At 71.0% G+C, this 24,476-nt stretch carries 22 protein-coding genes; 13 read left to right on the plus strand and 9 right to left on the minus strand.

Annotated features, from left to right (window positions below):
• The first annotated feature begins 55 nt into the window (after positions 1-55).
• Positions 56-1,249, plus strand: coding sequence for a MarP family serine protease (locus tag AB0J42_RS34145; RefSeq protein ID WP_364301948.1), 1,194 nt, complete (start codon positions 56-58; stop codon positions 1,247-1,249).
• A 7-nt stretch (positions 1,250-1,256) separates the two neighbouring features.
• On the opposite strand, the gene AB0J42_RS34150 is transcribed toward AB0J42_RS34145, so the two are convergent.
• The 4 genes from AB0J42_RS34150 to acs all read right to left on the minus strand — a co-directional run bounded on the left by AB0J42_RS34150 (position 1,257) and on the right by acs (position 5,299).
• Positions 1,257-1,712 (minus strand): DUF309 domain-containing protein, encoded by a 456-nt coding sequence (locus tag AB0J42_RS34150; RefSeq protein WP_364301950.1) that lies wholly within the window; start codon positions 1,710-1,712, stop codon positions 1,257-1,259.
• Positions 1,709-2,626, minus strand: coding sequence for an alpha/beta hydrolase (locus AB0J42_RS34155; RefSeq protein WP_364301952.1), 918 nt, complete (start codon positions 2,624-2,626; stop codon positions 1,709-1,711). The genes AB0J42_RS34150 and AB0J42_RS34155 overlap by 4 nt, the downstream gene beginning before the upstream one ends.
• Positions 2,616-3,062: a phage holin family protein gene (locus AB0J42_RS34160; RefSeq protein WP_364301954.1), complete on the minus strand. Its 447-nt coding sequence runs from the start codon at positions 3,060-3,062 to the stop codon at positions 2,616-2,618. The genes AB0J42_RS34155 and AB0J42_RS34160 overlap by 11 nt, the downstream gene beginning before the upstream one ends.
• Positions 3,063-3,325: 263 nt before the next feature.
• Positions 3,326-5,299, minus strand: coding sequence for an acetate--CoA ligase (acs, locus tag AB0J42_RS34165; protein WP_364301956.1), 1,974 nt, complete (start codon positions 5,297-5,299; stop codon positions 3,326-3,328).
• 239 nt (positions 5,300-5,538) lie between these two features.
• Between acs and AB0J42_RS34170 the strand changes: the two genes are divergently transcribed.
• The 8 genes from AB0J42_RS34170 (at position 5,539) to AB0J42_RS34205 (ending at position 12,147) form a co-directional block, all read left to right on the plus strand.
• Positions 5,539-6,318 carry an oxidoreductase gene (locus tag AB0J42_RS34170; protein ID WP_364301958.1) on the plus strand — a complete coding sequence of 260 codons (780 nt, stop codon included), beginning with the start codon at positions 5,539-5,541 and terminating at the stop codon, positions 6,316-6,318.
• A gap of 692 nt (positions 6,319-7,010) precedes the next feature.
• The gene (ssd, locus tag AB0J42_RS34175; RefSeq protein ID WP_364301960.1) at positions 7,011-8,078 is read left to right on the plus strand and encodes a septum site-determining protein Ssd; all 1,068 of its coding nucleotides are present in this window, start codon (positions 7,011-7,013) and stop codon (positions 8,076-8,078) included.
• Positions 8,063-9,379 carry a TadA family conjugal transfer-associated ATPase gene (locus AB0J42_RS34180; protein ID WP_364301962.1) on the plus strand — a complete coding sequence of 439 codons (1,317 nt, stop codon included), beginning with the start codon at positions 8,063-8,065 and terminating at the stop codon, positions 9,377-9,379. The genes ssd and AB0J42_RS34180 overlap by 16 nt, the downstream gene beginning before the upstream one ends.
• Positions 9,376-10,080 (plus strand): type II secretion system F family protein, encoded by a 705-nt coding sequence (locus tag AB0J42_RS34185; protein ID WP_364301964.1) that lies wholly within the window; start codon positions 9,376-9,378, stop codon positions 10,078-10,080. Before AB0J42_RS34180 ends, AB0J42_RS34185 begins: the two co-directional genes overlap by 4 nt.
• Before the next feature lie 142 nt (positions 10,081-10,222).
• The gene (locus AB0J42_RS34190; protein ID WP_364301966.1) at positions 10,223-11,005 is read left to right on the plus strand and encodes a type II secretion system F family protein; all 783 of its coding nucleotides are present in this window, start codon (positions 10,223-10,225) and stop codon (positions 11,003-11,005) included.
• Positions 11,006-11,186: 181 nt separating this feature from the next.
• Complete coding sequence (locus AB0J42_RS34195; RefSeq protein ID WP_364301968.1) at positions 11,187-11,420, plus strand: DUF4244 domain-containing protein; 234 nt, start codon at positions 11,187-11,189, stop codon at positions 11,418-11,420.
• Positions 11,417-11,770 (plus strand): TadE family type IV pilus minor pilin, encoded by a 354-nt coding sequence (locus AB0J42_RS34200; protein WP_364301970.1) that lies wholly within the window; start codon positions 11,417-11,419, stop codon positions 11,768-11,770. Before AB0J42_RS34195 ends, AB0J42_RS34200 begins: the two co-directional genes overlap by 4 nt.
• Positions 11,771-11,784: 14 nt before the next feature.
• Positions 11,785-12,147 carry an Rv3654c family TadE-like protein gene (locus AB0J42_RS34205; protein WP_364301972.1) on the plus strand — a complete coding sequence of 121 codons (363 nt, stop codon included), beginning with the start codon at positions 11,785-11,787 and terminating at the stop codon, positions 12,145-12,147.
• A gap of 485 nt (positions 12,148-12,632) precedes the next feature.
• Here AB0J42_RS34205 and AB0J42_RS34210 read toward each other — a convergent pair whose 3' ends face one another.
• The 3 genes from AB0J42_RS34210 to AB0J42_RS34220 form a co-directional block, all read right to left on the minus strand.
• On the minus strand, positions 12,633-13,094 hold the full coding sequence (locus AB0J42_RS34210) for a transposase (protein ID WP_364301974.1): 462 nt from the start codon (positions 13,092-13,094) through the stop codon (positions 12,633-12,635).
• Between the two features lie 370 nt (positions 13,095-13,464).
• Complete coding sequence (locus AB0J42_RS34215; protein ID WP_364301976.1) at positions 13,465-14,724, minus strand: arginine deiminase; 1,260 nt, start codon at positions 14,722-14,724, stop codon at positions 13,465-13,467.
• Positions 14,725-14,818: 94 nt separating this feature from the next.
• Positions 14,819-17,203 (minus strand): DEAD/DEAH box helicase, encoded by a 2,385-nt coding sequence (locus AB0J42_RS34220; RefSeq protein ID WP_364301978.1) that lies wholly within the window; start codon positions 17,201-17,203, stop codon positions 14,819-14,821.
• Positions 17,204-17,612: 409 nt separating this feature from the next.
• On the opposite strand from AB0J42_RS34220, the gene AB0J42_RS34225 reads away from it, so the two are divergent.
• The 4 genes from AB0J42_RS34225 (at position 17,613) to AB0J42_RS34240 (ending at position 21,933) form a co-directional block, all read left to right on the plus strand.
• Entirely contained in the window at positions 17,613-17,963 is a 351-nt protein-coding gene (locus AB0J42_RS34225; RefSeq protein WP_043629845.1) for an STAS domain-containing protein, read from the plus strand.
• Positions 17,964-18,392, plus strand: coding sequence for an ATP-binding protein (locus tag AB0J42_RS34230; RefSeq protein WP_364301980.1), 429 nt, complete (start codon positions 17,964-17,966; stop codon positions 18,390-18,392).
• 514 nt (positions 18,393-18,906) lie between these two features.
• A complete protein-coding gene (locus AB0J42_RS34235) occupies positions 18,907-21,189 on the plus strand; it encodes a sodium-translocating pyrophosphatase (protein WP_364301982.1) in 2,283 nt (760 codons plus the stop codon).
• 270 nt (positions 21,190-21,459) lie between these two features.
• Positions 21,460-21,933, plus strand: coding sequence for a histidine phosphatase family protein (locus tag AB0J42_RS34240; protein WP_364301984.1), 474 nt, complete (start codon positions 21,460-21,462; stop codon positions 21,931-21,933).
• Here the strand turns inward: AB0J42_RS34240 and serB are convergent.
• The gene (gene serB, locus AB0J42_RS34245; protein WP_364301986.1) at positions 21,905-23,143 is read right to left on the minus strand and encodes a phosphoserine phosphatase SerB; all 1,239 of its coding nucleotides are present in this window, start codon (positions 23,141-23,143) and stop codon (positions 21,905-21,907) included. The two genes, AB0J42_RS34240 and serB, sit on opposite strands and share 29 nt — an antisense overlap.
• Before the next feature lie 51 nt (positions 23,144-23,194).
• Positions 23,195-24,211: an S-adenosylmethionine:tRNA ribosyltransferase-isomerase gene (locus AB0J42_RS34250; protein WP_364301988.1), complete on the minus strand. Its 1,017-nt coding sequence runs from the start codon at positions 24,209-24,211 to the stop codon at positions 23,195-23,197.
• Positions 24,212-24,476: the final 265 nt, after the last annotated feature.

The following is a 24,476-nucleotide window of genomic DNA, read 5'->3' on the forward strand; positions in this document are numbered from 1 at the left end:
GCAGTCCTGGCGGAAGACATGCACACTTGACCCGCTCCCTGGTTAGCTTTGAAGCGTGCGCGGTGATCTGCTTGACCTCATCTTGATCGGCCTCGTGATCGCCTTCGGGATCTCGGGATACCGGCAGGGCTTCATCATCGGGGTGATGAGCTTCGTCGGTTTCGTGGGCGGGGCCGTCCTGGGGGTGTTCATCGCGCCGCCGATCGCCCGTACCGTCGTCGACGGCGACACGCCGCAGGCGCTGCTGGCCATCGTGATCGTCTTCCTGTCGGCGACGATCGGCCAGTTCGCCTCGTCCACGATGGGGGCCGTGGTGCGCTCCCATGTCACGTGGGAGCCCGCCAAGGTGGCCGACGCCGTCGGCGGCACGTTCGCCAGCGCGCTGTCGGTGCTGGTGATCGCCTGGCTGATCGGGTCGCTGATCGTCTCGACCTCGTTCTCGCCGCTGGTCGACCAGGTCAAGGGCTCGCTGCTGCTCACCACCGTCGACCAGGCCATCCCGCAGGCCGCGCGCAACTGGCAGCAGCCGTTCAAGAAGTTCATCGACCGCTCGGAGTTCCCGCCGGTCTTCGACGCGATCGGCGCCGGCCAGCTCGTGGACGTCGAGCCGGCCCCGCGCAGCATCCTCAAGGGCGCCAAACTGGAGCGCGCGACCCGGGCCATCGTCAAGGTGCAGGGCAACGCCGAGAGCTGCAACAAGCACATCGAGGGCACCGGCTTCGTCTACGCCCGCGACCGCATCATGACCAACGCGCACGTCGTCGCCGGCGTCACCCGCGACCTGCAGGTCGTCGACCACACCGGCAAGCGCCACAACGCCACCGTGGTCCGCTACAACCCGCAGCGCGACATCGCCATCCTCCGGGTGCCGCGGCTCGGCCTCCCGGCGCTCGCCTTCCGCGGCGAGGCCAAGAAGGGCGACAACGCGATCATCGCCGGGTTCCCGAAGGGGCAGGGCTTCACCGCCGAGCCGGCCCGCATCCGCAGCCGGATCAACAACGCCGAGAGCCCCGACATCTACCGCGACAGCAACGTCACCCGCTCGGTGTACGCGATCCGCGGCGTGGTGCTGCCGGGCAACTCCGGCGGCCCGCTGCTCGCCGTCGACGGGCGCGTGTACGGGGTGATCTTCGCGGCCGCGGTCAGCCAGGAGGAGACCGGCTACGCCCTGACCGCCGACGAGGTCCGCCCGGACGCCGAGCAGGGCAAGTCCGCCACCCGGCCGGCCGACACCCAGGAGTGCGACTGAGCCGGGCTCAGGTCTCGCCCGGCTCCGGCAGCTCCGCCAGGATCAGCGCGATCGCCTCGCCGGCGTCGCTGTCGTCGTGCAGGCCGGACGCCGCTCTGCCCACTCCGTCGTACGGCTCGCCGTACGTCTGCACCCGGGCCGCGCCGCGGGAGAGCAGCGTCACCGCGCCGCGCCCGTTGCCGCGCTGCAGATGGGTCAGCCCCACGCAGATCTGCGCCAGGCCCTGCCACAGGTCGCGCTCCTCCTCCGGAGCGCACTTCCACCGGCCCTCGAACACCTCGTGGGCGTTGAACGGCAGGCCCTGCTCCAGGAACCGGCGGCCGTCGGCGAGCGCCTGGTCCGTCGTCGGCGCGTAGTCGTCGGGCACTCTCGGCATGCCCGGCGACCCGTACGGCAGGGGACGGCCGAACGCGTCACGCGGCCGGGCGTTGCGCGGACGGCCCTCGGGATCTCGGTCTCTCATCGGTCCGGCTCCGGATCGTTGAGCCAGCCGAGCAGTTCGGTGTCGAACACGTCGGGAATCTCCTCGTGCGGGAAGTGGCCCGCCCCTTCGAAGAGCCGCCACCGGTACGGGGCGGCCACGTAACGCCCGGACCCCTGAGCGGTCCGGGGAAGCGTGCAGGTGTCGAGCGCGCCGTGCAGCTGGAGCGTGGGCGCCTGTATCTCGGCCCGCATGGCCCTGGCGAAGCGGTGGCCGTCGGGGCGCAGCTGGGAACGGCCGAACCAGCGGTGGTACTCCAGCGCGCAGTGGGACACCGCCGGGATCGAGAACGCCTCGCGGTAGGTGCGCGCGGTCTCCGCGTCCGGCCAGCCCGGCCCCGCCCAGTCGTCGAGCAGCCTGCCCACCAGCGCGCCCTCACGCCGCGTCAGCCGGTACTCGGGGAGCAGCGGAAGCTGGAAGCCGAACGCCCGGCGGCTCGCCCTGAGCTGCGCGAGGTCGGTCAGCAGCGCGCGGCGCAGGCGCAGCGGGTGCGGGGCCGACACGGTCACCAGCCGGTGCACGCACTTCGGGTCGAGCACCGCCATCGTCCAGGCCAGCAGCCCGCCCCAGTCGTGGCCGACCACGATCGCGCCCGTCTCGCCCAGCGCCTTGATCAGCCCGGCCGCGTCGGCGGCGAGCGTCGGCAGGTCGTAGCCGCGCGGCGGCTTGTCGCTGCCGCCGTAGCCGCGCAGGTCGACCGCGACCGCCCGGTAGCCGGCCGCGGGCAGCGAGGCGAGCTGGTGCCGCCACGTCCACCAGAACTGGGGGAAGCCGTGCAGCAGCAGCACCAGCGGGCCTTCACCGGCCTCCACGACGTGGAAACGGGTGCCGCCGGCGTGCACCGCGCGGTGCGTCCACGGCCCCTCGATCCGGACGACGGCCTCGTCAGGCGCCATCACTCGTCACCGGCCTCTTGTCTGGTCGTGGCGCCTCATCCGGCGCGGCCTGGCCGTCGGAGCCGGCGATCTCCTTGAGGTCCTTGATCGACCGGGCGGTCCGCTTCATCCCGGCCAGCCCCTTCAGCTTGCGGTACCCCAGGAAGGCCGCCCCCAGCGCGAAGAGCAGGTAGACGCCGGTCACGATGAGGAAGGCGATCCATGTCGGCAGCCACAGGGCGAGGAAGTAGGCGAACGCGAACGAGGCGAGGATCAGGCACAGGTGTGCCGCGAACACGGCGCCGGCGAACATGACCCCCGCCAGGCCGACCCGCTTGGCGTCGAACCTGAGCTCGGCCTTGGCCAGCTTGATCTCTGAACGGATCAGGTCCGAGATGTGGTCGCTCGCCCGGGCGACCAGCGTGCCCAGCGATTCTTCCTCGGGAGTCTGCGGCATGAACGTCTCCTATCGAGGCCTGATGGCCGTGTCAATCATCATCCGGCGGGATGCGATGCTCGCGTACCCGTAGGTCCAACGTCCCCACCTGGAGGAACCCGCCTGACCGCCCCGCCACCCCCGGCCGAACATCCCAGGAACCTGCCCACCACGCGCCCCGCAATCACTCCCAGATCTACCCGATCCGAGAACATAGCGCCGGACCCGCCTCGCACACGAGCGACCCCCCGGCCCGGCTGGGACGGGGGGTCGCCTGAGTGTTCCTAGTCGTCGGCCTTGGCGGACGGGAGCTTCTGCGCGATCAGGTCCATCACCGTGCTGTCGGCCAGCGTGGTGACATCGCCTATGCTCCGGTTCTCCGCCACGTCACGCAGCAGGCGCCGCATGATCTTGCCGGACCGGGTCTTGGGCAGCTCCGGCACCACCAGGATCTGGCGTGGCTTGGCGATCGGGCCCAGCGTCTTGGCGACGTGCGCGCGCAGCTCGGACGCGATGTCCTCGTCCTCCTCGACCGCGCCGCGCAGGATGACGAACGACACGATGGCCTGGCCGGTCACCGGGTCGGTGGCGCCCACGACCGCCGCCTCGGCCACCTTCGGGTGGCTGACCAGCGCGCTCTCCACCTCGGTGGTGGAGATGTTGTGGCCGGAGACGAGCATGACGTCGTCGACGCGGCCCAGCAGCCACAGGTCGCCGTCCTCGTCCTTCTTGGCGCCGTCGCCGGGGAAGTAGAGGCCGTCGAACCTCGACCAGTACGTGTCGACGTAGCGCTGGTCGTTGCCCCAGATCGTGCGGAGCATGGCCGGCCACGGCTCGCGGATCACCAGGAACCCGCCGCCGCCGTTGGGCACGCTGTTGCCCTGGTCGTCGACCACGTCGGCGACGATGCCGGGCAGCGCGCGCATGGCCGCGCCGGGCTTGGCGTGCGTCACGCCGGGCAGCGGGCTGATCATGATCGCGCCCGTCTCGGTCTGCCACCAGGTGTCGACCACCGGGCAGCGGCCGCCGCCGATGTTCTCCCGGTACCAGATGTAGGCCTCGGGGTTGATCGGCTCGCCCACCGAGCCCAGGATGCGCAGGCTCGACATGTCGAACTTGGCGGGGATCTCGTCGCCCCACTTCATGAACGTCCGGATGGCCGTGGGCGCGGTGTAGAGGATCGAGATCTTGTACTTCTGCACGATCTCCCAGAAGCGGCCCCGGTGCGGGGTGTCGGGCGTGCCCTCGTAGATCACGCTCGTCGCGCCGTTGGCCAGCGGCCCGTACACGATGTAGGAGTGCCCGGTCACCCAGCCGATGTCGGCCGTGCACCAGTAGATGTCGGAGTCGGGCTTCAGGTCGAAGACGGCCTCGTGCGTCCAGGCCGTCTGGACCATGTAGCCGCCGGTGGTGTGCAGGATGCCCTTCGGGCTGCCGGTGGTGCCGCTGGTGTAGAGGATGTAGAGCGGGTCCTCGGCGTCGTTCGCCTCAGGGGTGTGCTCGGTGCTCTGCCGGCCGACGACGTCGTGCCACCACAGGTCCTTGTCGCCGAACGCGATCTCCTGACCGGTGCGCCGGACCACCAGGACCTTCTCCACCTGCGGGCTCTCGGCAACGGCCTCGTCCACGGTGGGCTTGAGCGCCGAGGGCTTGCCGCGGCGGTAGCCGCCGTCGGCGGTGACGACCACCTTGGCGTCGGCGTCGTGGATGCGGCTCTTCAGCGCCGACGAGGAGAACCCGCCGAACACCACCGAGTGGACGGCGCCGATGCGGGCGCAGGCCAGCATGGTGATCGGCAGCTCGGGGATCATCGGCAGGTAGACGGCCACCCGGTCGCCCTTGCGCACCCCCAGCTCGTGCAGGGCGTTGGCCGCCTTGCACACCTCGTCCTTCAGCTCGGCGTAGGTGATCACGCGGGAGTCGCCCTCGGGCTCGCCCTCCCAGTAGTAGGCCACCTTGTCGCCGTGGCCGGCCTCGACGTGCCGGTCGACACAGTTGTAGGCGACGTTCAGCTCACCGCCGACGAACCACTTCGCGAAAGGCGCGTTCCACTCAAGGGTGGTGTCCCACCGTTTGGTCCACGTCAGTCTCTCGGCGGCACGCTCCCAGAACGCTAGGCGGTCGGCGTCCGCCTCGGCATAGGCTGCTTCGGTCACGTTCGCGGCCGCTGCCAGCTCTGCCGGCGGCGCGAACCGGCGGTTCTCCTGAAGCAGGTTGGACAGTGCCTGGGTCTCGTTTCCAGGGGTCTCCGGGGCCACCTTCGCGCTCCTTCTAGGGCCAGATCGAGTAGGTCATATCCCACTTCACCAGGTCACAGCACACCCACACAAGAGGTCTAGACAGGTCTGTACCGTTCGGCGCACGAACTCGACAGCTTGTCGATTCGAATGACAAAAGCTATTGAAACGTTGTCATCCTGAAATATTGCGCCATTTGCTGCCTGGCTTTATGGGCCCTCTCAGGAGTGGTCCTCTACCCGCGGGTATGGTCCTTATCCGTGAGCGACCCATTGGCCGTCATCGCACGGCTTCCCGGCGTGCCGGAGGCGGTCGACGCCGCCCGCGAGGCCGTCGACCGGCTCTACCGGCACCGTGTCCTGCGCCGCGCCAGCCCTGCCGTCTCCACCGAGTCGTCGCTGCGCGGCGCCCGCGCCTCGGCCGCGATCGAGGGCGTGGACGTCCCGCTCGACGCGCTGCGCCGCGACGAGGCGCACGATCCGGTCGTCCAGGGCGCGCTGCGCGCCTCCGCCGAGCTGGGCCGGCTCGGGTCCACCTGGCGCAAGGCCCCCCGGCAGGTGCTGGCCCGCCTGCACACCGTCGCCGCGGCCGGTCTGACCGGCCAGGACGCGCTCGGGCGGCCCCGCACGGCCGACGAGGCCCCCGACCCGCTGGGCCTGGGCCCCGCGCCGTCCGCCGAGGAGACCGCGGTCCGGATGGAGAGCCTCTTCCGGCTGATGGACAGCGCCACCAAGGCCCCGGCGCTGGTCATGGCCGCGATCGTGCACGCGGAGCTGGCGGTGCTGCGGCCCTTCGGCTCGGCCGACGGCGTCGTCGCGCGCGCCGCCGAGCGGCTCACCCTGGTCGAGTACGGGCTGGACCCCAAGTCGCTGGTGGCCGTCGAGGTGGGGCACCGGGAGCTGCCCTACGCCGAGGGGCTGCGGGCCTACCTGGGCGGCACGCAGGAAGGCGTCGCCCAGTGGATACAGCAGTGTGCCTCCGCGGTGACCCTGGGGGTGCGGGAAGCCGTCGCCATCTGCGAAGCCATGCAGAGAGGCTGAGGACATAGCCGACGGCGCCCCTGTCAAGAGACGCCGTCTGCCGATGCACCACACCGGGTTACCAAGCGTGCACCTCAATTCGTCGGAGCGGGTCAAGCCCGTCACGACGCGCCTCCCGCGGCTGGTCGCGCGTGGGTACCCGGTTGATGCACCCGGACAACCTGTCCGTGACACCTTTGTATGACGGATCCGCCCTGATGGGAAGCCCCGGAGGCAAGACCTTTACCGGACGTTGGCGGCGGCGCCGGTGTGGCGCGCTCGCGCGGCGGTTCCCGGCGTGGCGCCGATCACTGTGCGTGATCGGCTTTATGTGATCGTTATGCGTTTACGGAAAAACTTGGCGGAAATGCGAGATTGCGCCTCGACGAAACTCGAGTCGATCGGGCAGCATACGGAGGTATCGCCCGAAACTGGAGCGACGGGGCACGGGGTTTGTTTCCCAGTCCCTTGCCATGCTCTGGTGAAGTGATGAAAGCTTTCTTCTGAAACGGGACCGGCTCTACCCCCCCGGAGCCGGACCGAACAGGCGACCCCCGCTCTCCCCCCCGGCGGGGGTCGCCCTATTTGTGGCCCCGGCCGTCATCCACAGCCTGTGCACGACGCCCGCGCTCCGTCCCCAGAACCGCGTTCGCCTCCTCGCGCCCCGCCTCGCCCCGGGCATCGTCGGACCCCCGACCCCGAGGGAGGCCCCGATGAATCGCCCGCTGGTCATCACCGAGGACCGCGACCTGCTCGACGACCTGGTCCGCATCGCCGCCGCGGCCGGAGCCCAGCTCGACGTGGCCCACGCCCCCGCCCACGCACGCCCGTACTGGACCCAGGCCCCGCTGGTGGTCGTCGGCGCCGACCTCGCCGACGCCGTCGCCGCCTGCGCCCCGCCGCCCAGAGACCGCGTGCTCCTCGTCACCCGCACCCCCGCCGACCCCGCCACCTGGCGCGCCTGCGTCACCGCCGGAGCCCAGGCGGTCGTCCCGCTCCCCGAGGAGGAGCGCCGCCTGGTCGAGGAGTTCGCCGACGCGATGGAGCCCCACCCGAGAGCGGGCGTGACCATCTGCGTCATCGGCGGCCGGGGCGGCGCGGGCGCCAGCGTCCTGTCGGCGTGCCTGGCGCTCCGGGCTTCCGAAGACCGGCTGCGCACCCTCCTGGTCGACGCCGACCCGCTGGGAGGCGGCCTGGACGCCCTTCTGGGGCAGGAGGAGACGCCCGGGGCCCGCTGGGCGGACCTGGTGGCCCGGCAAGGCCGCATCGGCGCCTCAGCCCTTCAGGAAGCGCTTCCCAGCTTCGGCGACCTCGCGGTCCTGTCGTTCCACCGCGGCGAGGTCCGCCCCATCCCCCGCGAAGCGATGCGCTCGGTCCTCGAAGCCGGCCGCCGCGGCTTCGACCTGGTGATCGCCGACCTGCCCCGCCACCTCGACGACGCCGCCGCCGAAGCCCTGGGCCGGGCCACCACCACCCTCCTGGTGGCCACCGCCGACGTCCGCGGCGTCCTGTCCGCCGCCCAGGTCCTGCGCCAGGCGGCCGAGCACACCTCCGACATCCGCGCCGTCATCCGCCCCGGCGTCCTCGACCCCGACACGGTGGCGGCCTCCCTGGCCATCCCCGCCGCCGCCCGCCTGCCGGACCACCCCCGCCTGACGGCCACGCTCAACCGCGGCGAGCTTCCCAGGCTCGGCCCCCGCAGCAGCCTCGGCGCCCTCTGCGCCACCCTCCTCCGCGACCTCCTCCCGGCCGAGACGAGCCCCGCATGTCCCACCAAGTGACCCCCGAGCTCGTCGAAGCCGTCCGCGTCCGCCTCGCCCGCGCAGGGGCGGAGCCCACCGCCGCCCAGGTGGCCGTGGCGCTCCGCGCCGAACGCGCCGTCTACGGCGACGCCGAGATCCTCGCCGTGGCCCGGGCCCTCTGCGCCGACCTCATCGGCGCCGGCCCCCTGGAACCGCTCCTGGCCGCGCCGGACGTGACGGACGTCCTGGTCAACGGCCCCCGCGAGGTCTGGGTCGACGACGGCCGCGGCCTGCGCCTCACCCCGGTCACCTTCACCGACGACGCCGCCGTCCGCAGGCTCGCCCAGCGCCTGGCCGCCGCCGCGGGCCGCCGCCTCGACGACGCCTCCCCGTACGTCGACGCCCGCCTCGCCGGAGGCGTCCGCCTCCACGCGATCCTGCCTCCCATCGCCTCGGGAGGCACCTGCGTCTCGCTGCGCCTGCCACCCCGGCGCACCTACACCCTTCCCGACCTGGTCGCCGCCGGCACGATCACCCCCGCTGCCGTCCCCATCCTCCAGACCCTGGTCACCACCAGGCGAGCCTTCCTGATCTCCGGAGGCACCGGCACAGGCAAGACGACCCTCCTCAGCGCGCTGCTGTCCCTGGCCGACCCCGCCGAACGCCTCCTGCTGGTCGAGGACTCTGCCGAACTCCGCCCCCGCCACCCCCACGTGGTCCGCCTGGAATCCAGACCCGCCAACGTCGAAGGCGCGGGTAGCGTCAGCCTGCGCGACCTCGTCCGCCAAGCCCTCCGCATGCGCCCCGACCGTCTGGTGGTCGGCGAGGTCCGAGGCTCGGAAGTGGTCGACCTCCTGGCCGCACTCAACACCGGCCACGAAGGCGGCTGCGGCACCCTCCACGCCAACACCGCCGCCGACGTCCCACCCCGCCTGGAAGCCCTCGGCTGCGCCGCCGGCCTCAGCAGACAGGCCGTCCACAGCCAGCTGGCCGCCGCCCTCGACGTCGTCATCCACCTCACCCGCGGCCGCTCCGACGGCCGCCGCCGCATCTCCGAGATCCGCCTCCTCACCAGAACCGACGACGACCTCGTACGAGCCATCCCCGCCGTGACCTTCACCCCCGACGGCCACACCCACCCCGGCCCCGCCTACACCGCCCTGACAGGCCAACCCTCACCCGGCCTCGACGGCCACGAGCAGCGCGCTCCGCAGGACGGTCACCCCAGCCCCCACCCCGATGGCCACGAGCGGCGCGCTCCGCAGGACGGTTACCCCAGCCCCCACCGCTCCCCGTCGACCGGTCAAGCGTGCTTCCCCGGCCCCGAGCCGTCGCCATGATCGCGCTAGCCGCACTCTTCACCGTCCTCGCCGTGTGGCTCTGGACCGGCCCGGACGCCGCAACTTCGCGTCTTGCCAGGCTCACCCACCAAGGCGACGAGTCCCGCCCGCGCACGATGAAGGCACTTCTCGCCCGCCCGAGCAGGTCACGCCGCGCCGACGCCTGGCGCCGCGCCTCGATCGAGCTGTGCCACGCCATGACCGCCGAACTATCAGCAGGCAGGACCCCGGGCGAGTCCCTCACCAGAGCACTCACCTCAGTCGACTTCCCGGACCCGGACGCGCTGCGCCCCGTGTCGGCAGCAGCCAGAGACGGCGGCGACGTATCCGCAGCCCTGCTTCGAGCCGCCCCCGGAGAGGGCGGAGAGGGCCTGCGCCGCCTCGCCGCCTGCTGGGACGTCAGCATCACGGCCGGAGCAGGCCTGAGCGCCCTGGTGGACCGCGTGGCGGCGACCATGCGCTCCTCCCAGGCCCACCGTCAGGACGTGGCAGCCCAACTCGCAGGCCCTCGCGCCACCGCGAAAATGCTGGCCGTTCTCCCGGCCCTGGGCCTCCTGATGGCCGCCGCCCTGGGCATGCGCCCCCTGGCCTTCCTCCTGGGCAGCCTCCCGGGCCTCCTCTGCCTCACCGCCGGCATCTCCCTGAACGTCTGCGGCCTCTGGTGGACCCACCGCATGGCCACCCGAGCCACCAACCTCTGACGTACTTCGTACGAGGCAAGCCCCCAGAAAAACCCCGCTCGAGGCCGCGAGCTCAGTTCCCAGGGCGGCCATCCGTCAGAGCGGCTTACAGGTCCCAGCCATGAGATCAGTCGCCCAACGACACCCATCCCAAGGACTTCCGATGCTCGCCCTAGCCTCCGTCCTCTGCGCGGCCTTCGCGGCCTACCTCTGGACCTCGCCCGCCACACCCGCACACCGCCTCGCCCGCCTGCTCCCCGCACCCCCGCTCCGGCCGAACGGGTCCAAGCCCGCCGACACACCCACACCCGTCTGGCTCGAAGACGGAGATGGAGCCGAGCGCCGACTCACCGTCCGCACCGTCGTCCCGTCCCTCTGTCTCGGCCTGATCGTCGCACTACTGGTCGGCGGCATCCCGGGCATCGTGGCCGCCCTCCTGGCCACCCCCGTCGCCGCCACGGCACTCCATCGCAGGGAACCACCGGAACGGGAACGCGACCGCATCCAGATCACCGCCGACCTGCCGTTCGCCGCCGATCTCATGTCCGCCTGCCTGCTCGCGGGCCGCCCCACCAGCACCGCCACCGAGACCGCCGCCACAGCCGTCGGCGGCCCGCTCGGACTCCGGCTCACTTGGGTGGCCGCCCAGCTCAGGCTCGGCGCCGACCCCGAACCGACCTGGGCTCACCTGTCCAGAGACCCGGCCACCGCCCCACTCGCCCGAGCGATGATCCGAGCTGCCCAGAGCGGCGCCCCCGTGGCCGACGTCCTCACCCGCCTGGCGGACGACGCCCGCGAATCGTCGAGAGCAGCCTCAGTGGCCGCAGCCCGCGCCGTGGGCGTCAAGGCGGTGGCACCCCTGGGCCTCTGCTTCCTCCCGGCCTTCGTCCTCTTGGGGATCATCCCCGTGGTCGCCGGCCTCGCCGCCACGATCGTCCTCCCTTGACAGCCACCAGAGGCCGGACAACCCACACCAGGGCCAGGCGGAGGCCTATCCACAGCTGCCCACACCCCCGACCCACTTATCCCCAGAACGCCACTCGGCCTCATAACCCCAGGCCGGTTCGCGCGAATCTTGGACCCGCGACGCCGGGCACCACCCCGGCCCCGACCCTCCTGGAGGCACGATGCAGGACCTCACCACGCCGTCTCTCCGCGCCCGCTGCCGTCGCTGGTGGTCGGCCAGGCAGGCCCACCTGACGGGATCCGCCCGAGACAGAGGCATGTCAACCGCCGAGTACGCGGTAGGCACCATCGCCGCCTGCGCCTTCGCCGCCCTGCTCTTCAAGGTGGTCAGCAGCTCCGAAGTGCAGGAGATGCTCTCGTCCCTGGTCGGCCGCGCACTCAACACCAACGGATGACCACATCCGCACGTTCGTCGAAGGGCTCGGTCACCGCCGAAACCGCCGCGACGCTCCCAGCGCTCATCGTCGTCCTCGCCGCCGCGCTCTGGGCCATCCAAGCAGTCGGGGCCCAGCTCGAATGCGTCGACGCCGCCCGCGCCGCCGCGCGCGCCGCAGCCAGGGGCGAGCGCCTGGACCAGGTACGAGACCTCGCCCGCTCAGCCACCCACCCGGAAGCCGACGTGACAGTCAACCGCACCCCAGAGCAGACCACCGTGACCATCTCCCGCGCGGTCCGCCCACCCTGGGGCCCCGCCCTGCCCGCAGTCCAGGTGACCGCCTCCGCCACCGCGGCCACCGAATCCTAACCAGGAGACCTCAGATGCCATGCAACGACCGAGGCTCAGCCACTCTCTGGGGCGTCGCGCTCATGGGTCTGCTGATGTCCGTGGCCCTGGCCTTCGCCGTGACCGGCTCCGCACGAGTCGCCCGCCACCGCGTCCACCAAGCCGCCGACCTCAGCGCACTGGCCGCCGCCCGCCTAGCTCTGGTAGCCCCCAAAAGCGCCTGCACAAGAGCAGCCGCCCTAGCGAGACAAAACGGTGCCGACCTATCAAGCTGCACCATCACCGGCGCGGTGGCAGACGTCCAAACGTCCCTGACCATCTCAATCCCCGGTCTCGGACCCCGCACCTTGACCGGCCGCTCCCGCGCGGGCCCCTCCCACGACCACCCGGCAAGGTAGCTTTCGGGTCTTTCGTCGGCTTGGGAAGCCAGTCCGCGTACTCCTTGATCCAGTTGCTGTACTGCTCCACCGTGTCGGCGCTGCTCGCACAGTTTCCGATCATGGCTGACCAAGCGGCCACCACCAGAGCCACACTTCTTGCGGTGGCCGCCTGATCAGGCTTCTCCGCGATGATTGCCCCGACCCCTGGCGGGCGCAGGTAGGCGCGACGCGGGAGGCGTACACCTCACGGTCCGCCCCTCCGCTGGTCCGCCCCTCCACTGGTCCGCTCCTCCGCGCCCAGGGTCCGGTCGCTGCCTACGCTCAGCCCGGGTCTGGCCGCCACGCACCTGAGCGGATACGCGGGAACGCCGCTAGGAACCGGATCTTGATGCGCTCCAGCACGGCCCCAACCTGCGGGTCTGGGCCTAACTTGCCCCTGAGCGTATTTGGCAGGTGCGCCTTGGCGGGTAGGTCACCCCGTGAGTGGCCCGGCCAAGTCACCCTCAGCCGGAACCTGCACTGTCGTCGTTGCCGTCGCTGCTAGTAGCTGACGGCTGCACCGTGTCCGTGTGGGGTATGAACCTGAAGCGCAGCCCCTTCTCCTCGTCGGCGGCCTGTTGGAGCGCCTGGGCCAGCTCGGCCCCCAGGATCGTGCCGGCGGGCCCGGTCGTGGTGGGGTCCACGTTCGCCGGTTCCAGGTCGGACTGACGAGCCGGAGCCCCGGCGGCCATCACCTGCATCAGCTCCTCGAATACGCCCGCCGCCACCCATGTCCGGAACCGGTCGTAGGCGGTGGGCCACGGCCCATACTCGGCAGGCAGATCCCGCCAGGGGCTGTGGGTACGGAACCGCCACAGCACCGCGTTGAACTGCTGCCGCAGGTCCGGGATCGGGCCTCGCTCACCCAGGGGCAGGTGAGGCTCGATCAGGGACCATTCCTCATCGGTGAGGTCTCCATGCGCCATGGCGCAGACTTATCAGGATCACGGTCCGTAGCGCAGCGAAACTCTGTGATCTGAACTCCAGACAGGGCCTCAAGTCGACCTAGGCGTGCGGGGGGTTCATGACCTGGTGATCCGTTGTCATGCACTGACTGACCAGGGGTGGAAGCTCTCAAGCAGTTACTGCACCAGTAGGCGAGATGGCCGGCCGCCGGTGAGGCAGTCACGGGGACCGGCCATCCGGTTTCGGGTGAACCCTGTACGTGCGACGCCACGTGGTCGAGCGCTGCTTCAACCGGCTCAAGCACGTTCCCGGCCTGACGACCCGTTACGACAAGATCGTGTAGACGGTCGCGTCCTCGCTCTTTTGGCTGTGATCAGTTCAAGGCGCGGCTTAGATCGGGGCTCGTTGGATGGGGCAGGTCATGCAGCGGGCGCCGCCACGGCCCTTGCCGAGTTCGAAGCCTTCGATTTCGACCACCTCGACGCCGCGGGCCCGCAACTGACGGTTGGTGAACTGGTTCTTGTGGTAGCCGATCACGACGCCGGGGGAGAGGGCGAAGAAGTTGTTGCCAGAGTCCCACTGTTCGCGGGCCTGCTGGTAGTCGTCGCCGCCGGTGGGGATCAGCTCAAGTTCGCGGATGCCGAGGGTTTCCGCGACAGCGCGGGCGAAGCTCGCGTCGAGGTGGACGTCGAGGGTGCCGGGTTTGTCCGCTGGGCGGAGGGAGTAGGTGGTGGCGGTCTCCAGGAAGGGTGGGTAGACGGCCGCTTTGTCCACGTCCAGGAGGGTGAAGACGGTGTCCAGGTGCATGTACGTACGGCGCTTGGGGATCTCGACGGCGATCACGCGGTCGACGGAGCCTCCCTCGAACAGCGAGAGCGCGAGGTGTTCGGCGGTGCGCGGGTTGGTCCGCTCGCTCAGGCCGATCACGACGGTGCGGTTGCCGATGGGCATCATGTCGCCGCCCTCCATGGCGGCGGCGCCGAAGTCCTCCTCGGAGAAGCGCGACTCCTCGCCGCGTCTCGGGTACCAGAACGCGAACTCCTCGTCGGCGAACATGGGGTGGTAGCGGAAGATCGTGCTCTGGTTCATCGTCTCCAGGCGGCGGGCGTGGTAGTACATCGGGTTGAGCGACACCCCGCCGTAGAGCCAGGCGACCGGGTCGCGCTGGTAGAGGGAGTTGGGCAGCGGCGGCAGCATGAAGTCGTCGGGCCGTGCCGAGGCCGCCACCAGGGAGCCGGCTTCCAGGCCGGTGACGCCGTACTCCTGTTTGGTCAGCCCGCCGATGAGGTGGGCGGCCAGCTTCTCGCCGCTCCACCCGGCGAGGGTTTCCCGCACGCCGTCCACGAGCGCGGGGCCGACGGTCAGATGGGTGACGGCCTGCTCGACGGCGTGCTGTTTGGCCTCGAAGCTCGCGTCGAGCGCCTGCGCGAGCAGTTCCTGGTGGTAGAAGACCTCGACGCCGTGCGCGCGCATGACGGCGACGAACGCGTCGTGCTCACGCTGCGCGTGCTCCACCCAGATGATGTCGTCGAAGAGCAGCCGGTCGCGGTTGGCCGGGGTGAGCCGTCTGAGGCTCAGCTCCGGGCGGTGCACGATGACCTTGCGCAGCGTGCCCACCTCCGAGTGGACGCCGAACAGCTGGTCGGTCACGATTCCTTACCCCCTGAACGAGTCAGTGCATGGCGGTTCATCTCTTTCCGGCAGGGTCCGTCCGGAATCACCCTGCCCCCATCGCATGTGGCGGTCACTCCTTCAGCAGGGTGGCGAGGAGGCGGAGGGCGCCCCGCTTGTCCAGGGGGTCGTTGCCGTTGCCGCATTTCGGCGACTGGATGCAGGAAGGGCAGCCGCGCTCGCATTCGCAGGAGTCGATGGCCTCGCGGGTGGCGGTCAGCCATTCCCGTGCCCGCGCGTACCCGCGTTCGGCGATGCCGGCGCCGCCCGGGTGGCCGTCGTAGACGAACACGGTGAGCAGGCCGGTGTCGGCGTGCAACTCCGTGGAGACGCCGCCGATGTCCCAGCGGTCGCAGGTCGCGAAGAGGGGGAGCAGGCCGATGGCGGCGTGCTCGGCGGCGTGGGCGGAGCCGCCGAGGTCGAAGCCCTCCTCGGCCAGCGGGGCGACCTCGGGGGGCGGCAGCGTCCACCAGACCGCGCGGGTGCGGAGGGTGCGCGGCGGCAGGTCCAGCGGCTCGTCGCCGAGCATCTCGCCCGACTGCGTCCGGCGTTTCAGGTACGAGACGACCTGCCTGGTCACCTCGACCTCGCCGAAGTGGAGGGTGCCTGGCCCGAGCGGCTGCGAACGCAGGGAGGACAGGACGGAGATGTCGGTGATGTCCCGGGCGAACGTCGAGTAGTCCGGGGCGGCACTGCTCACCAGCGCCACCCCGGCCTCCAGGTCCAGCTCCTCCACGAGGAACGTCTCGCCCTGGTGGAGATAGACCGCCCCGGTGTGCACGGTCGTGTGGGCGGAGGGCTCGTCCACGCTTCCGAGCAGGCGGCCGGTCGCGGACTCGACGACGTGGATCGGGGCGCCGCCACCGCCCCGGATGTCGGCCAGATCGGTGGCGCGCTCCCGCCTGGTCCAGTACCAGCCGGCCGGGCGGCGGCGCAGCAGGCCCTCGGCGACGAGGTCCGCGAGCACGCCGGGCGCGGCCTCGCCGAAGAGCGGCAGGTCCTGCTCGGTCAGCGGAATCTCGGCGGCGGCGGCGCACAGGTGCGGGCCCAGCACGTACGGGTTGTCCGGGTCGAGGACGACGGCCTCGACCGGCCGCCCGAACAGCGCCTCCGGGTGGTGGACGAGATAGGTGTCGAGCGGGTCGTCCCGGGCGATGAACACGGCCAGCGCGTCCTGGCCCTCCCGGCCCGCCCGGCCGACCTGCTGCCAGAGCGAGGCGCGGGTGCCCGGCCAGCCGGCGATCAGCACGGCGTCCAGGCCGGACACGTCGACTCCGAGCTCCAGGGCGTTGGTGGTGGCCAGGCCCGTCAGGGCGCCGGAGCGCAGGGCCTTCTCCAGCAGCCTGCGGTCCTCCGCCAGATAGCCCGCCCGGTACGCGGCGACCTTCTCCGGCAGGTTCGCCAGTTCCTCGGCCTCGGACGGCTCCCACGACAGGGCCTCGTGCCGGGACTCCGTTCCAGCGGCGGACTCTGACAACCGGGTTTCCGCTTGGCCGGTGGACTCCGACAGCCGGGCTTCCGCCCGGCCGGTCGGCTGCTGGGTTCCCACCCGGTCAGCGGACTCGGGCAGCCGGGGTTCCGCCTCGTCGGCGGGCTTCGGCTGCGGGGTGTCCGCCTGGTCGGAGGGTTCGGGTCGTCGCGGTGTCACGGCATCGTACGCGGCGGTCTCCGGCGTGGTGTCTCTTCCGGGGGACGGCGATGGGTGGCCGTGGGCGGACAGGGAGAAGGCGACGTCGGAGAGCTTGGCGCGGGCGTGGAGCGCCACCGTCTCGGCGCCCCGGCGGCTGCGGACGAAGGCGAGCGTGCGGACGTCGGCCAGCACCAGGTCCGCCAGCAGGTCGGCGGCCTCGGCCGTGGCGGTACGGCGCACGGGGGCGCCCTTCTCACCCCTGAGCTCCGTCAGCGGCGGCTCCCACAGCGCGATGGTCGTCGAGCCCTTGGGGGAGGCGTCCGAGGTCACCTCGGCCACGTCCAGCCCGGTCAGCCGCTGAGCGAACAGGCCGGGCTCGCTCGCCGTCGCCGAGGCCAGCAGGAAGGCGGGTGAGGATCCGTACCGTGAACAGACGCGGCGCAGCCGCCGCATGATCTGCGCGACGTGGGAGCCGAAGACGCCCCGGTAGCCGTGGCACTCGTCCACGACCACCAGGCGCAGCCGGCGGAAGAACAGCGACCACTGGGCGTGCCGGGGCAGGATGCTGCGGTGGAGCATGTCCGGGTTCGTCAGCACGTAGTTGGCGTGCTTGCGCACCCAGGTGCGCTCCTCGAACGGGGTGTCGCCGTCGAAGGTCGCGGCCCGCACCTGGGCGATGCGGAGTTCGCGGATGCCGTTGAGCTGGTCGGCGGCGAGGGCCTTGGTGGGTGTGAGGTAGAGGACGGTGCCGCCGTCGAGGCAGGCGGCCACGGCCGGGGTGAGGTAGGCCAGCGATTTCCCGGACGCCGTCCCTGTGGAAATGATCACGTTTCGGCCACGATAGGCCAGGTCAGCGGCCTCGTACTGGTGCTGCCAGAGCCCCTGGACCCCCCGGTTCGCCAAGCGCGTAACCAGGAGTTCCGGCGCCCAGTTGGGCCATCCCACTTGACCCGCCTGACGTGCTGGAACATGCTCCACATGGGTGACGCGCTCGTGACGTGCGGGAACTCCGAGCAGGTGCCGGAGGAGTGGACCTGGCCGGTGTGGGGAGGAAGCGGTGGAAGTCACTGTTTCCAGTCTGCATCCGTGGGCAAAGTCGCCGGGAATCGTGATTTCGTAGTAGACACAAGCCAGACGCGTGGTTGAATGCCGCGCGTCAGGGTCCGACAGTCGGGAGCCCCGCTCCAGACTGCCAGGCCCGCAAGGGTACTTTCGCAGGCGAGGCGCTGGAGGATCTGTGGATCTGAAGTTGGATCACCGCACCGAAGACCGACTCACCATCGTGGAGGTCGAAGGTGAGATCGATGTCTACACGGCGCCGAGATTGCGTGAGCTCCTCATCGATCTGGTGAACAAGGGTAACTTCCACCTTCTGGTCAACATGGAGAAGGTGGACTTCCTGGACTCGACGGGCCTGGGCGTCCTGGTGGGCGGGCTCAAGCGGGTCCGCGCGCACGACGGCTCCCTGGAGCTGGTCTGCACTCAGGAGCGCATCCTCAAGATCTTCCGGATCACGGGGCTGACCAAGGTCTTCGGGATCTACGCCTCGGTCGACGAGGCCAAGGAAGCTCACGGCAAAGACAAGTAGATGGCCACCGTCGAGCTGACGTTCAGCGCTCTCCCCGCGCACGTGCGGACCGCACGGCTGGTGGCCACGGCGATCGCCCGGCGCACCGGCGTGGAGGAGTCCCTGCTGGATGAGGTCCGGCTCGCTGTGGGTGAGGCCTGTTCCCGGGCAGTGGAGGCGCACCGCGCCCACTGCCCGGGCGAGCCCATCCGCATCGAGCTCAAGGACGACTCGGGCCGCTTCGAGGTCACGGTCAGTGACCAGGCCCCGAGTGACGAGATCAAGCCGGAGGAGCCCCTCGATCTGGGCATGCTCTCCGACTCGTTCATGACCGGCTTCGGAATCGCGGTGATCGCGGGGCTGGCGGACGACGTGGAGGTGCTCCCGAGCCCCAAGGGCATGCGCATCCGCATGAGCTGGCCCGCCGCCGCCAACGGGCATCCCCGCTGACGGGCCTTTCCGGCCGTAGGGCTTGAACTCGGCGCGGGACGCCTTCTGACCCTCGCGGTCAGGGGGCGTCCCCTGTACGAACGACACGGGCATCCGGTGAGACCGCGGTGCCCATCCACCCTTTCACGTGGTTCGCTCCGCCGTGCCCGCGTTCCTCGCCTGCCAGGCGCGGCCGGAGCCCCCGCGAATCGCCCAGCCGCGGACGACTCGCCCGAGCCCCTATTACGGTCGGACCTTTTTTATTCGCAGTCATGACCGTAAAGCGGGGGATATTTCCCCAGTCAAGCGACAATCCACCCCGCTGTCAGCGGCTTACTGACCGGCCGCACAAATGCCCGGCTCCAGAGCCTTCATATCTGCGTATTGCCTGCGTAGACTCCCGGCACCGGCCAAGGTGATCCAGCAGAACTGCGGATTCAACCGGAAGCGGCACCCACAACCCGGATGGTGCCGCACCGCCCGCCTACATAGCAGCACCACCCGGGCAGGACGACCGGTCTTGCCGAGGAGAACGATGTCTAGGCACATGCTGGCAGTGGAGCCAGCGTCCAATCTGACCCTTAGCGGAAACAACCTCACCATCGTGATCGTGGTCGCCGCGGTCGCACTCATCGCGCTAGCCGTCGCAGGCGGCCTGGTGCGCGAGGTGCTCGCCGCCGACCAGGGCACGGAGCGCATGCAGAACATCGCCCGTGCCGTCCAGGAAGGGGCCGCCGCGTACCTGACGCGGCAGTTCCGCACCCTGGCGATCTTCGTCGTGATCATTCCCTTCCTGCTGCTCCTCCTACCGGGCGAAACCGACGTACGGGTCGGACGCTCGATCTTCTTCGTCGTCGGCGCGGTGTTCTCCGCGCTGACCGGCTTCATGGGCATGTGGCTGGCCGTGCGCGGCAACGTGCGCGTCGCCGCCGCGGCCCGCGAGTCGGGCGAGAAGCGCGCCATGCGCATCGCCTTCCGCACGGGCGGCGTCGCGGGCATGTTCACCGTGGGCCTCGGCCTGCTCGGCGCGGCCGTGGTCGTGCTCATCTACCAGGGCGACGCGCCCGGCGTGCTGGAAGGCTTCGGCTTCGGCGCCGCGCTGCTCGCCATGTTCATGAGGGTGGGCGGCGGCATCTTCACCAAGGCGGCCGACGTGGGCGCCGACCTCGTCGGCAAGGTCGAGCAGGGCATCCCCGAAGACGACCCGCGCAACGCCGCCACCATCGCCGACAACGTGGGCGACAACGTCGGCGACTGCGCCGGCATGGCGGCCGACCTGTTCGAGTCGTACGCCGTCATGCTGGTGGCCAGCCTCATCCTGGGCCGGGTGGCCTTCGGCGAGCACGGCCTGATCTTCCCGCTCATCGTCCCGATGATCGGCGTGCTGACCGCCATCATCGGCATCTTCGTCACCCGGCTGCGCGACGGCGACCGCAACGGCATGGCCGCCATCAACCGCAGCTTCTTCATCTCCGCCGCGATCTCCGCGGTCCTGGTCGCGGCGGCCGCGTTCTGGTACCTGCCGCCCACCTTCGACGGCCTGAGCGGCGCCACCGTGCAGTCCGACGCCGACCCGCGGATCATCGCCATCGGCGCGGTGCTCATCGGCCTGGTCCTGGCCAGCGCCATCCAGCTGCTCACCGGCTACTTCACCGAGACCAACCGGCGCCCGGTCCGCGAGATCGGCGAGAGCTCCCGCACCGGTGCCGCGACCGTCATCCTGTCGGGCATCAGCGTCGGCCTGGAGTCGGCGGTCTACTCGGCGCTGATCATCGGCGCGGCGGTCTACGGGGCGTTCCTGCTCGGCTTCGGGAACGTGACGGTGGCGCTGTTCGCCGTCGCCCTGGCGGGCACCGGCCTGCTGACCACGGTCGGCGTCATCGTCTCGATGGACACCTTCGGCCCCGTCGCCGACAACGCCCAGGGCATCGCCGAGATGTCCGGCGACGTCGAGGGCGAGGGCGCCCAGGTGCTCACCAGCCTCGACGCGGTCGGCAACACCACCAAGGCCATCACCAAGGGCATCGCGATCGCGACCGCCGTGCTGGCCGCCACCGCGCTGTTCGGAGCGTTCCGCACCGCCGTCGAAGGCCAGCTGCCCGCGGGCAGCGTGTTCAGCCTCAGCATCGACGTGCCGGACGTGCTGGTCGGTCTGATCATCGGCGCGGCCGTGGTGTTCCTGTTCTCCGGGCTGGCCATCATGGCGGTCGGCCGCGCCGCGATGCGGGTCGTCTTCGAGGTACGGGAGCAGTTCCGCAGCAAGCCGGGCATCATGGACGGCACCGAGAAGCCCGAGTACGGGCGCGTCGTCGACATCTGCACCCGCGACTCGCTCCGCGAGCTGGCCACGCCCGGCCTGCTCGCGGTCATGACGCCGATCGCGGTGGGCTTCGCGCTCGGGTACGCCCCGCTGGGCGCGTTCCTGGCGGGCGCCATCGCCGCGGGCACGCTGATGGCCGTCTTCCTCGCCAACTCCGGCGGAGCCTGGGACAACGCCAAGAAGCTGGTCGAGGACGGCCACCACGGCGGCAAGGGCTCCGAGGCGCACGAGGCCACGGTCATCGGCGACACCGTCGGCGACCCGTTCAAGGACACCGCGGGCCCGGCCATCAACCCGCTGATCAAGGTGATGAACCTGGTCGCGCTGCTGGTGGCCCCGGCCGTGGTGCTGTGGGCCGACAACACCGCGCTCCGCATCGGCGTCACGGTGGTCTCGGTGGGCGTGGTCGTCGCCGCCATCGTCATCTCCAAGCGCCGCTCGGCCACCACCGAGCCGGCCAACGACGAGGACCGCGACAAGGAGACCGTCGCGTCCTGACCGGTTTTCTGACGACGCCCGCCCCTCACACCGAGGGGCGGGCGTCTTCATGTAGCTCCGGCTGCCGGGGTGTGGCACTCCATGACGGAGATGGGCGCCGGTGAGGCGGGTGTCTTCACGGACGGCCGGTTGCCGGAGTGAGCGGGTGCGGTGGGAAACTGGGCGGATGGAAGACAAGCCACCGTCCGGCGGGAAGACCCTGGCCGCCATCCTGCTCGCGATGCTGGCGATCATGGTCGTGATCGCGGCCCTGGCGATCTGGGCGTCGAGATGACGCGCACGCTGATCCTGATCCGCCACGCCCAGGCGGTCTCCCAGAGCCTGGGGAGCTCAGACAAGGACCGGCAGCTGACCGAGCGCGGGGAACGCGACGCCGAGCAGGCCGGCGAGGAGCTGCGGAAGCTCGGGCTGGTGCCCGAGCTCGTGCTCAGCTCGTCGGCCACGCGTACGAAGCAGACCACCGCGCTGGTCTTCCCCGGCGCCACGGCCCGGTACGAGGACGGGCTCTACCAGGCCTACGCCGAGGAACTGCTGGAACGGCTGCGCCGGCTCGACCCCGACCTCTCCACCGTGGCGCTGTGCGGCCACAACCCGGCCGTCCACGAGCTGGCGGTGATGCTCACGGGCGACGTCACCGGGTTCGAGCCGGGCACCTTCGCGGTGATCGAATGTGCGGCGCCCTGGCCGGAGCTGTCGACCGGCGAGGGCGAGCAGGTCACGCGCTGGTGCCCGACACAGAGCTGAGCAGCAGGGCGTCCTCGGCGTCGGCCGCCTCCACCTCGTCGCGGGAGATCCCGAGCAGGTAGAGGATCGAGTCGAGGTAGGGCGTGTTGACCGCGGTGTCGGCCGCCTGGCGGACCACGGGCTTGGCGTTGAAGGCGACGCCCAGCCCGGCCGCGGCGATCATGTCGAGGTCGTTGGCCCCGTCGCCGATGGCGACGGTCTGGCTGATCGGCACCCCGGCCTCGCGGGCGAACCGTTCGAGCGCGCGGGCCTTGCCGGGCCGGTCGACGATGTCGCCGACGAGCCGGCCGGTCAGCCTGCCGTCGATGATCTCCAGGACGTTCGCCGCCGAGTAGTCGATGCCCAGGTCGTCGACGAGCGCGTCGGTGATCTGGGTGAAGCCGCCGCTGACGATGGCGAACCGGTAGTCGAGCCGCTTGAGCGTCCGTACGAGCGTGCGGGCGCCGGGGGTGAGCACGACCTCCTCGCGCACCTGGTCCAGCACCTCGGCGGGCAGCCCTTCGAGCAGGGCGACCCGGCGGCGCAGCGACTCGGCGAAGTCGAGCTCGCCCCGCATGGCCTCCGCGGTGACCCGGGCGACCTCTTCGAGACAGCCGGCCCGCTTGGCCAGCAGCTCGATGACCTCGCCCTGGATGAGGGTGGAGTCGACGTCCATGACGATGAGCCGCTTGGCCCGCCGGGACAGCCCGGTGCGCTGCACGGCCACGTCGACCTGCTGCACGGCGGCCTCGGCGGCCAGCTGCACGCGGAGCTCGTCGGGGTTGGCCCCGGAGACGGACAGCTCGATGCAGGTGACCGGCCACTGGGCCAGCCGTTCGATGCGGTCGATGTTGGCGCCGGCGGCGGCGATCCGCCCGGCGATGCCGGCGATGGCGGCGGGCGTGAGCGTGGTGCCGAGCACGCTGACCGACAGGCGGCCGCGGCGGCGGTGCTCCTTGGTCAGCGAGCCGGTGGACAGCTCCACTTCCATGCCCAGGTCCTCGGCGATCCGCTCGACGGCGGTCCACAGGGCGCCGAGGGTGCTGCCGGTGCCGGTGGAGGGACCTCCGGCGTAGGCGACCAGGACGCCGAGGGTGAGGCGGCCGCGGATGACGACCTGCTCGATGTCGGCCACGGTCACGGGGAAGCCCGCCAGGACGGAGAACAGGCGGGAGGTCACGCCTGGCCGGTCGGGGCCGGTGAATGTGATCAGGAGGGTTCGCTGGTCCACATTCAGTCACGGTACTGCGCCCGGGGGTATGCCCGTGCCTCAGGGGCGGTTTTAGCGCCGCAAGATCAGGTGCGCGTCGCCGAATTCGTGCCACAGGTATCCCTCACGCAGCGCCGCCTCGTACGCCGCGCGGAGCGGCCTCTCGCCCGCGACGGCGGCCAGCATCATCAGGTGGCTGGAGCGCGGCTCGTGCAGGCCGGTGATGAGCCCCGTGACCGCCCGCACGCCGGTCTCGGGGGTCACGACGTGGCTGGTCCAGCCCTCGGACGCGATCACCCGCCCGTCGGTGGCGGCGGCCTCCAGCGCCCGCACGACGGTGGTTCCGGCGGCGACCACCCGCGCGCCCGCGCCGAGCGCGACGCGGACCAGGCGTGCGGTGCTCTCCGGTACGGAGTAGCGCTCGGCGTACGGCGGCTCGTCGCGCTCCGGCGAGGCCACCCCCGTGTGCAGCGTGATCGGCGCGATGCCGACGCCGCGCGCCACCAGCGCGGTGACCAACTCCGGGGTGAACGGCCGTGCCGCGCTCGGCATCTCCGCGCTGCCCGGCACCGTCGCGAACACCGTCTGGTACGACTCGATCGGCCAGTCCCGGGCCACGTACGCGTACCGGATCGGGGCCCCGTACCGGCGCAGGTACGGCTCCACCTCGCGGTCCAGCACGGCCCGCCACAGCCGGGGCGTCTCCCGTTCCAGGAGCCGGAGCGTGGCGCGTCCCGGGAGCGGCAGCCACTCGCCCGGCTCGCCGCCGCCGTACGGCTCGGTCGCGGTTCCGGTACGGCGGCGCAGCTCGACCAGCCAGGTGCCGTCGGGGCGTGCGGTGGAGAAGTGCACCGCGAGCCGGTCCAGCTTTACGGCGGCGGGCAGCGTCGCCGAGTTGTTGACCACGATCAGGTCCCCGGGATCGAGCAGCCCGGGCAGGTCGGTGAAGCGGCGATGCACCGGTTCCCGGCCGCCTGCCGAAACCAGCAGCCGGACCCCGTCCCTGGTGAGCCCCCGCGCCTCGGGCGGCTCCTGCGCGGCCAGCGCCGGCGGCAGCACGAAGCCCGGGGCGGTCCCGCCGCTCGTCACGGAGGCAGCGGCGGGTGTTTCCGTGGTTGCGAAGGCTGAGGTGATCTTCGCGGCGGTTCCGTCGGGTGCGAGGGTTGCGGAGGTCTCCGCGGTCCTCTCAGAGGGCGGTCTGTGAGCCTATGCCCGTGATGTCGTACTGTGATCGAGTGAATCTGTAGCGTTATGCCCGACTGGTGAGCGTGGACGTGCTGAGATAGCCGGGTGAGTGAACGCAAGCCGTACGCGACGGACTTATCCGATGAGCGGTGGGCCCTGATCGAGCCGG

Source organism: Nonomuraea sp. NPDC049649, from assembly GCF_040675175.1.
GTDB lineage: Bacteria > Actinomycetota > Actinomycetes > Streptosporangiales > Streptosporangiaceae > Nonomuraea.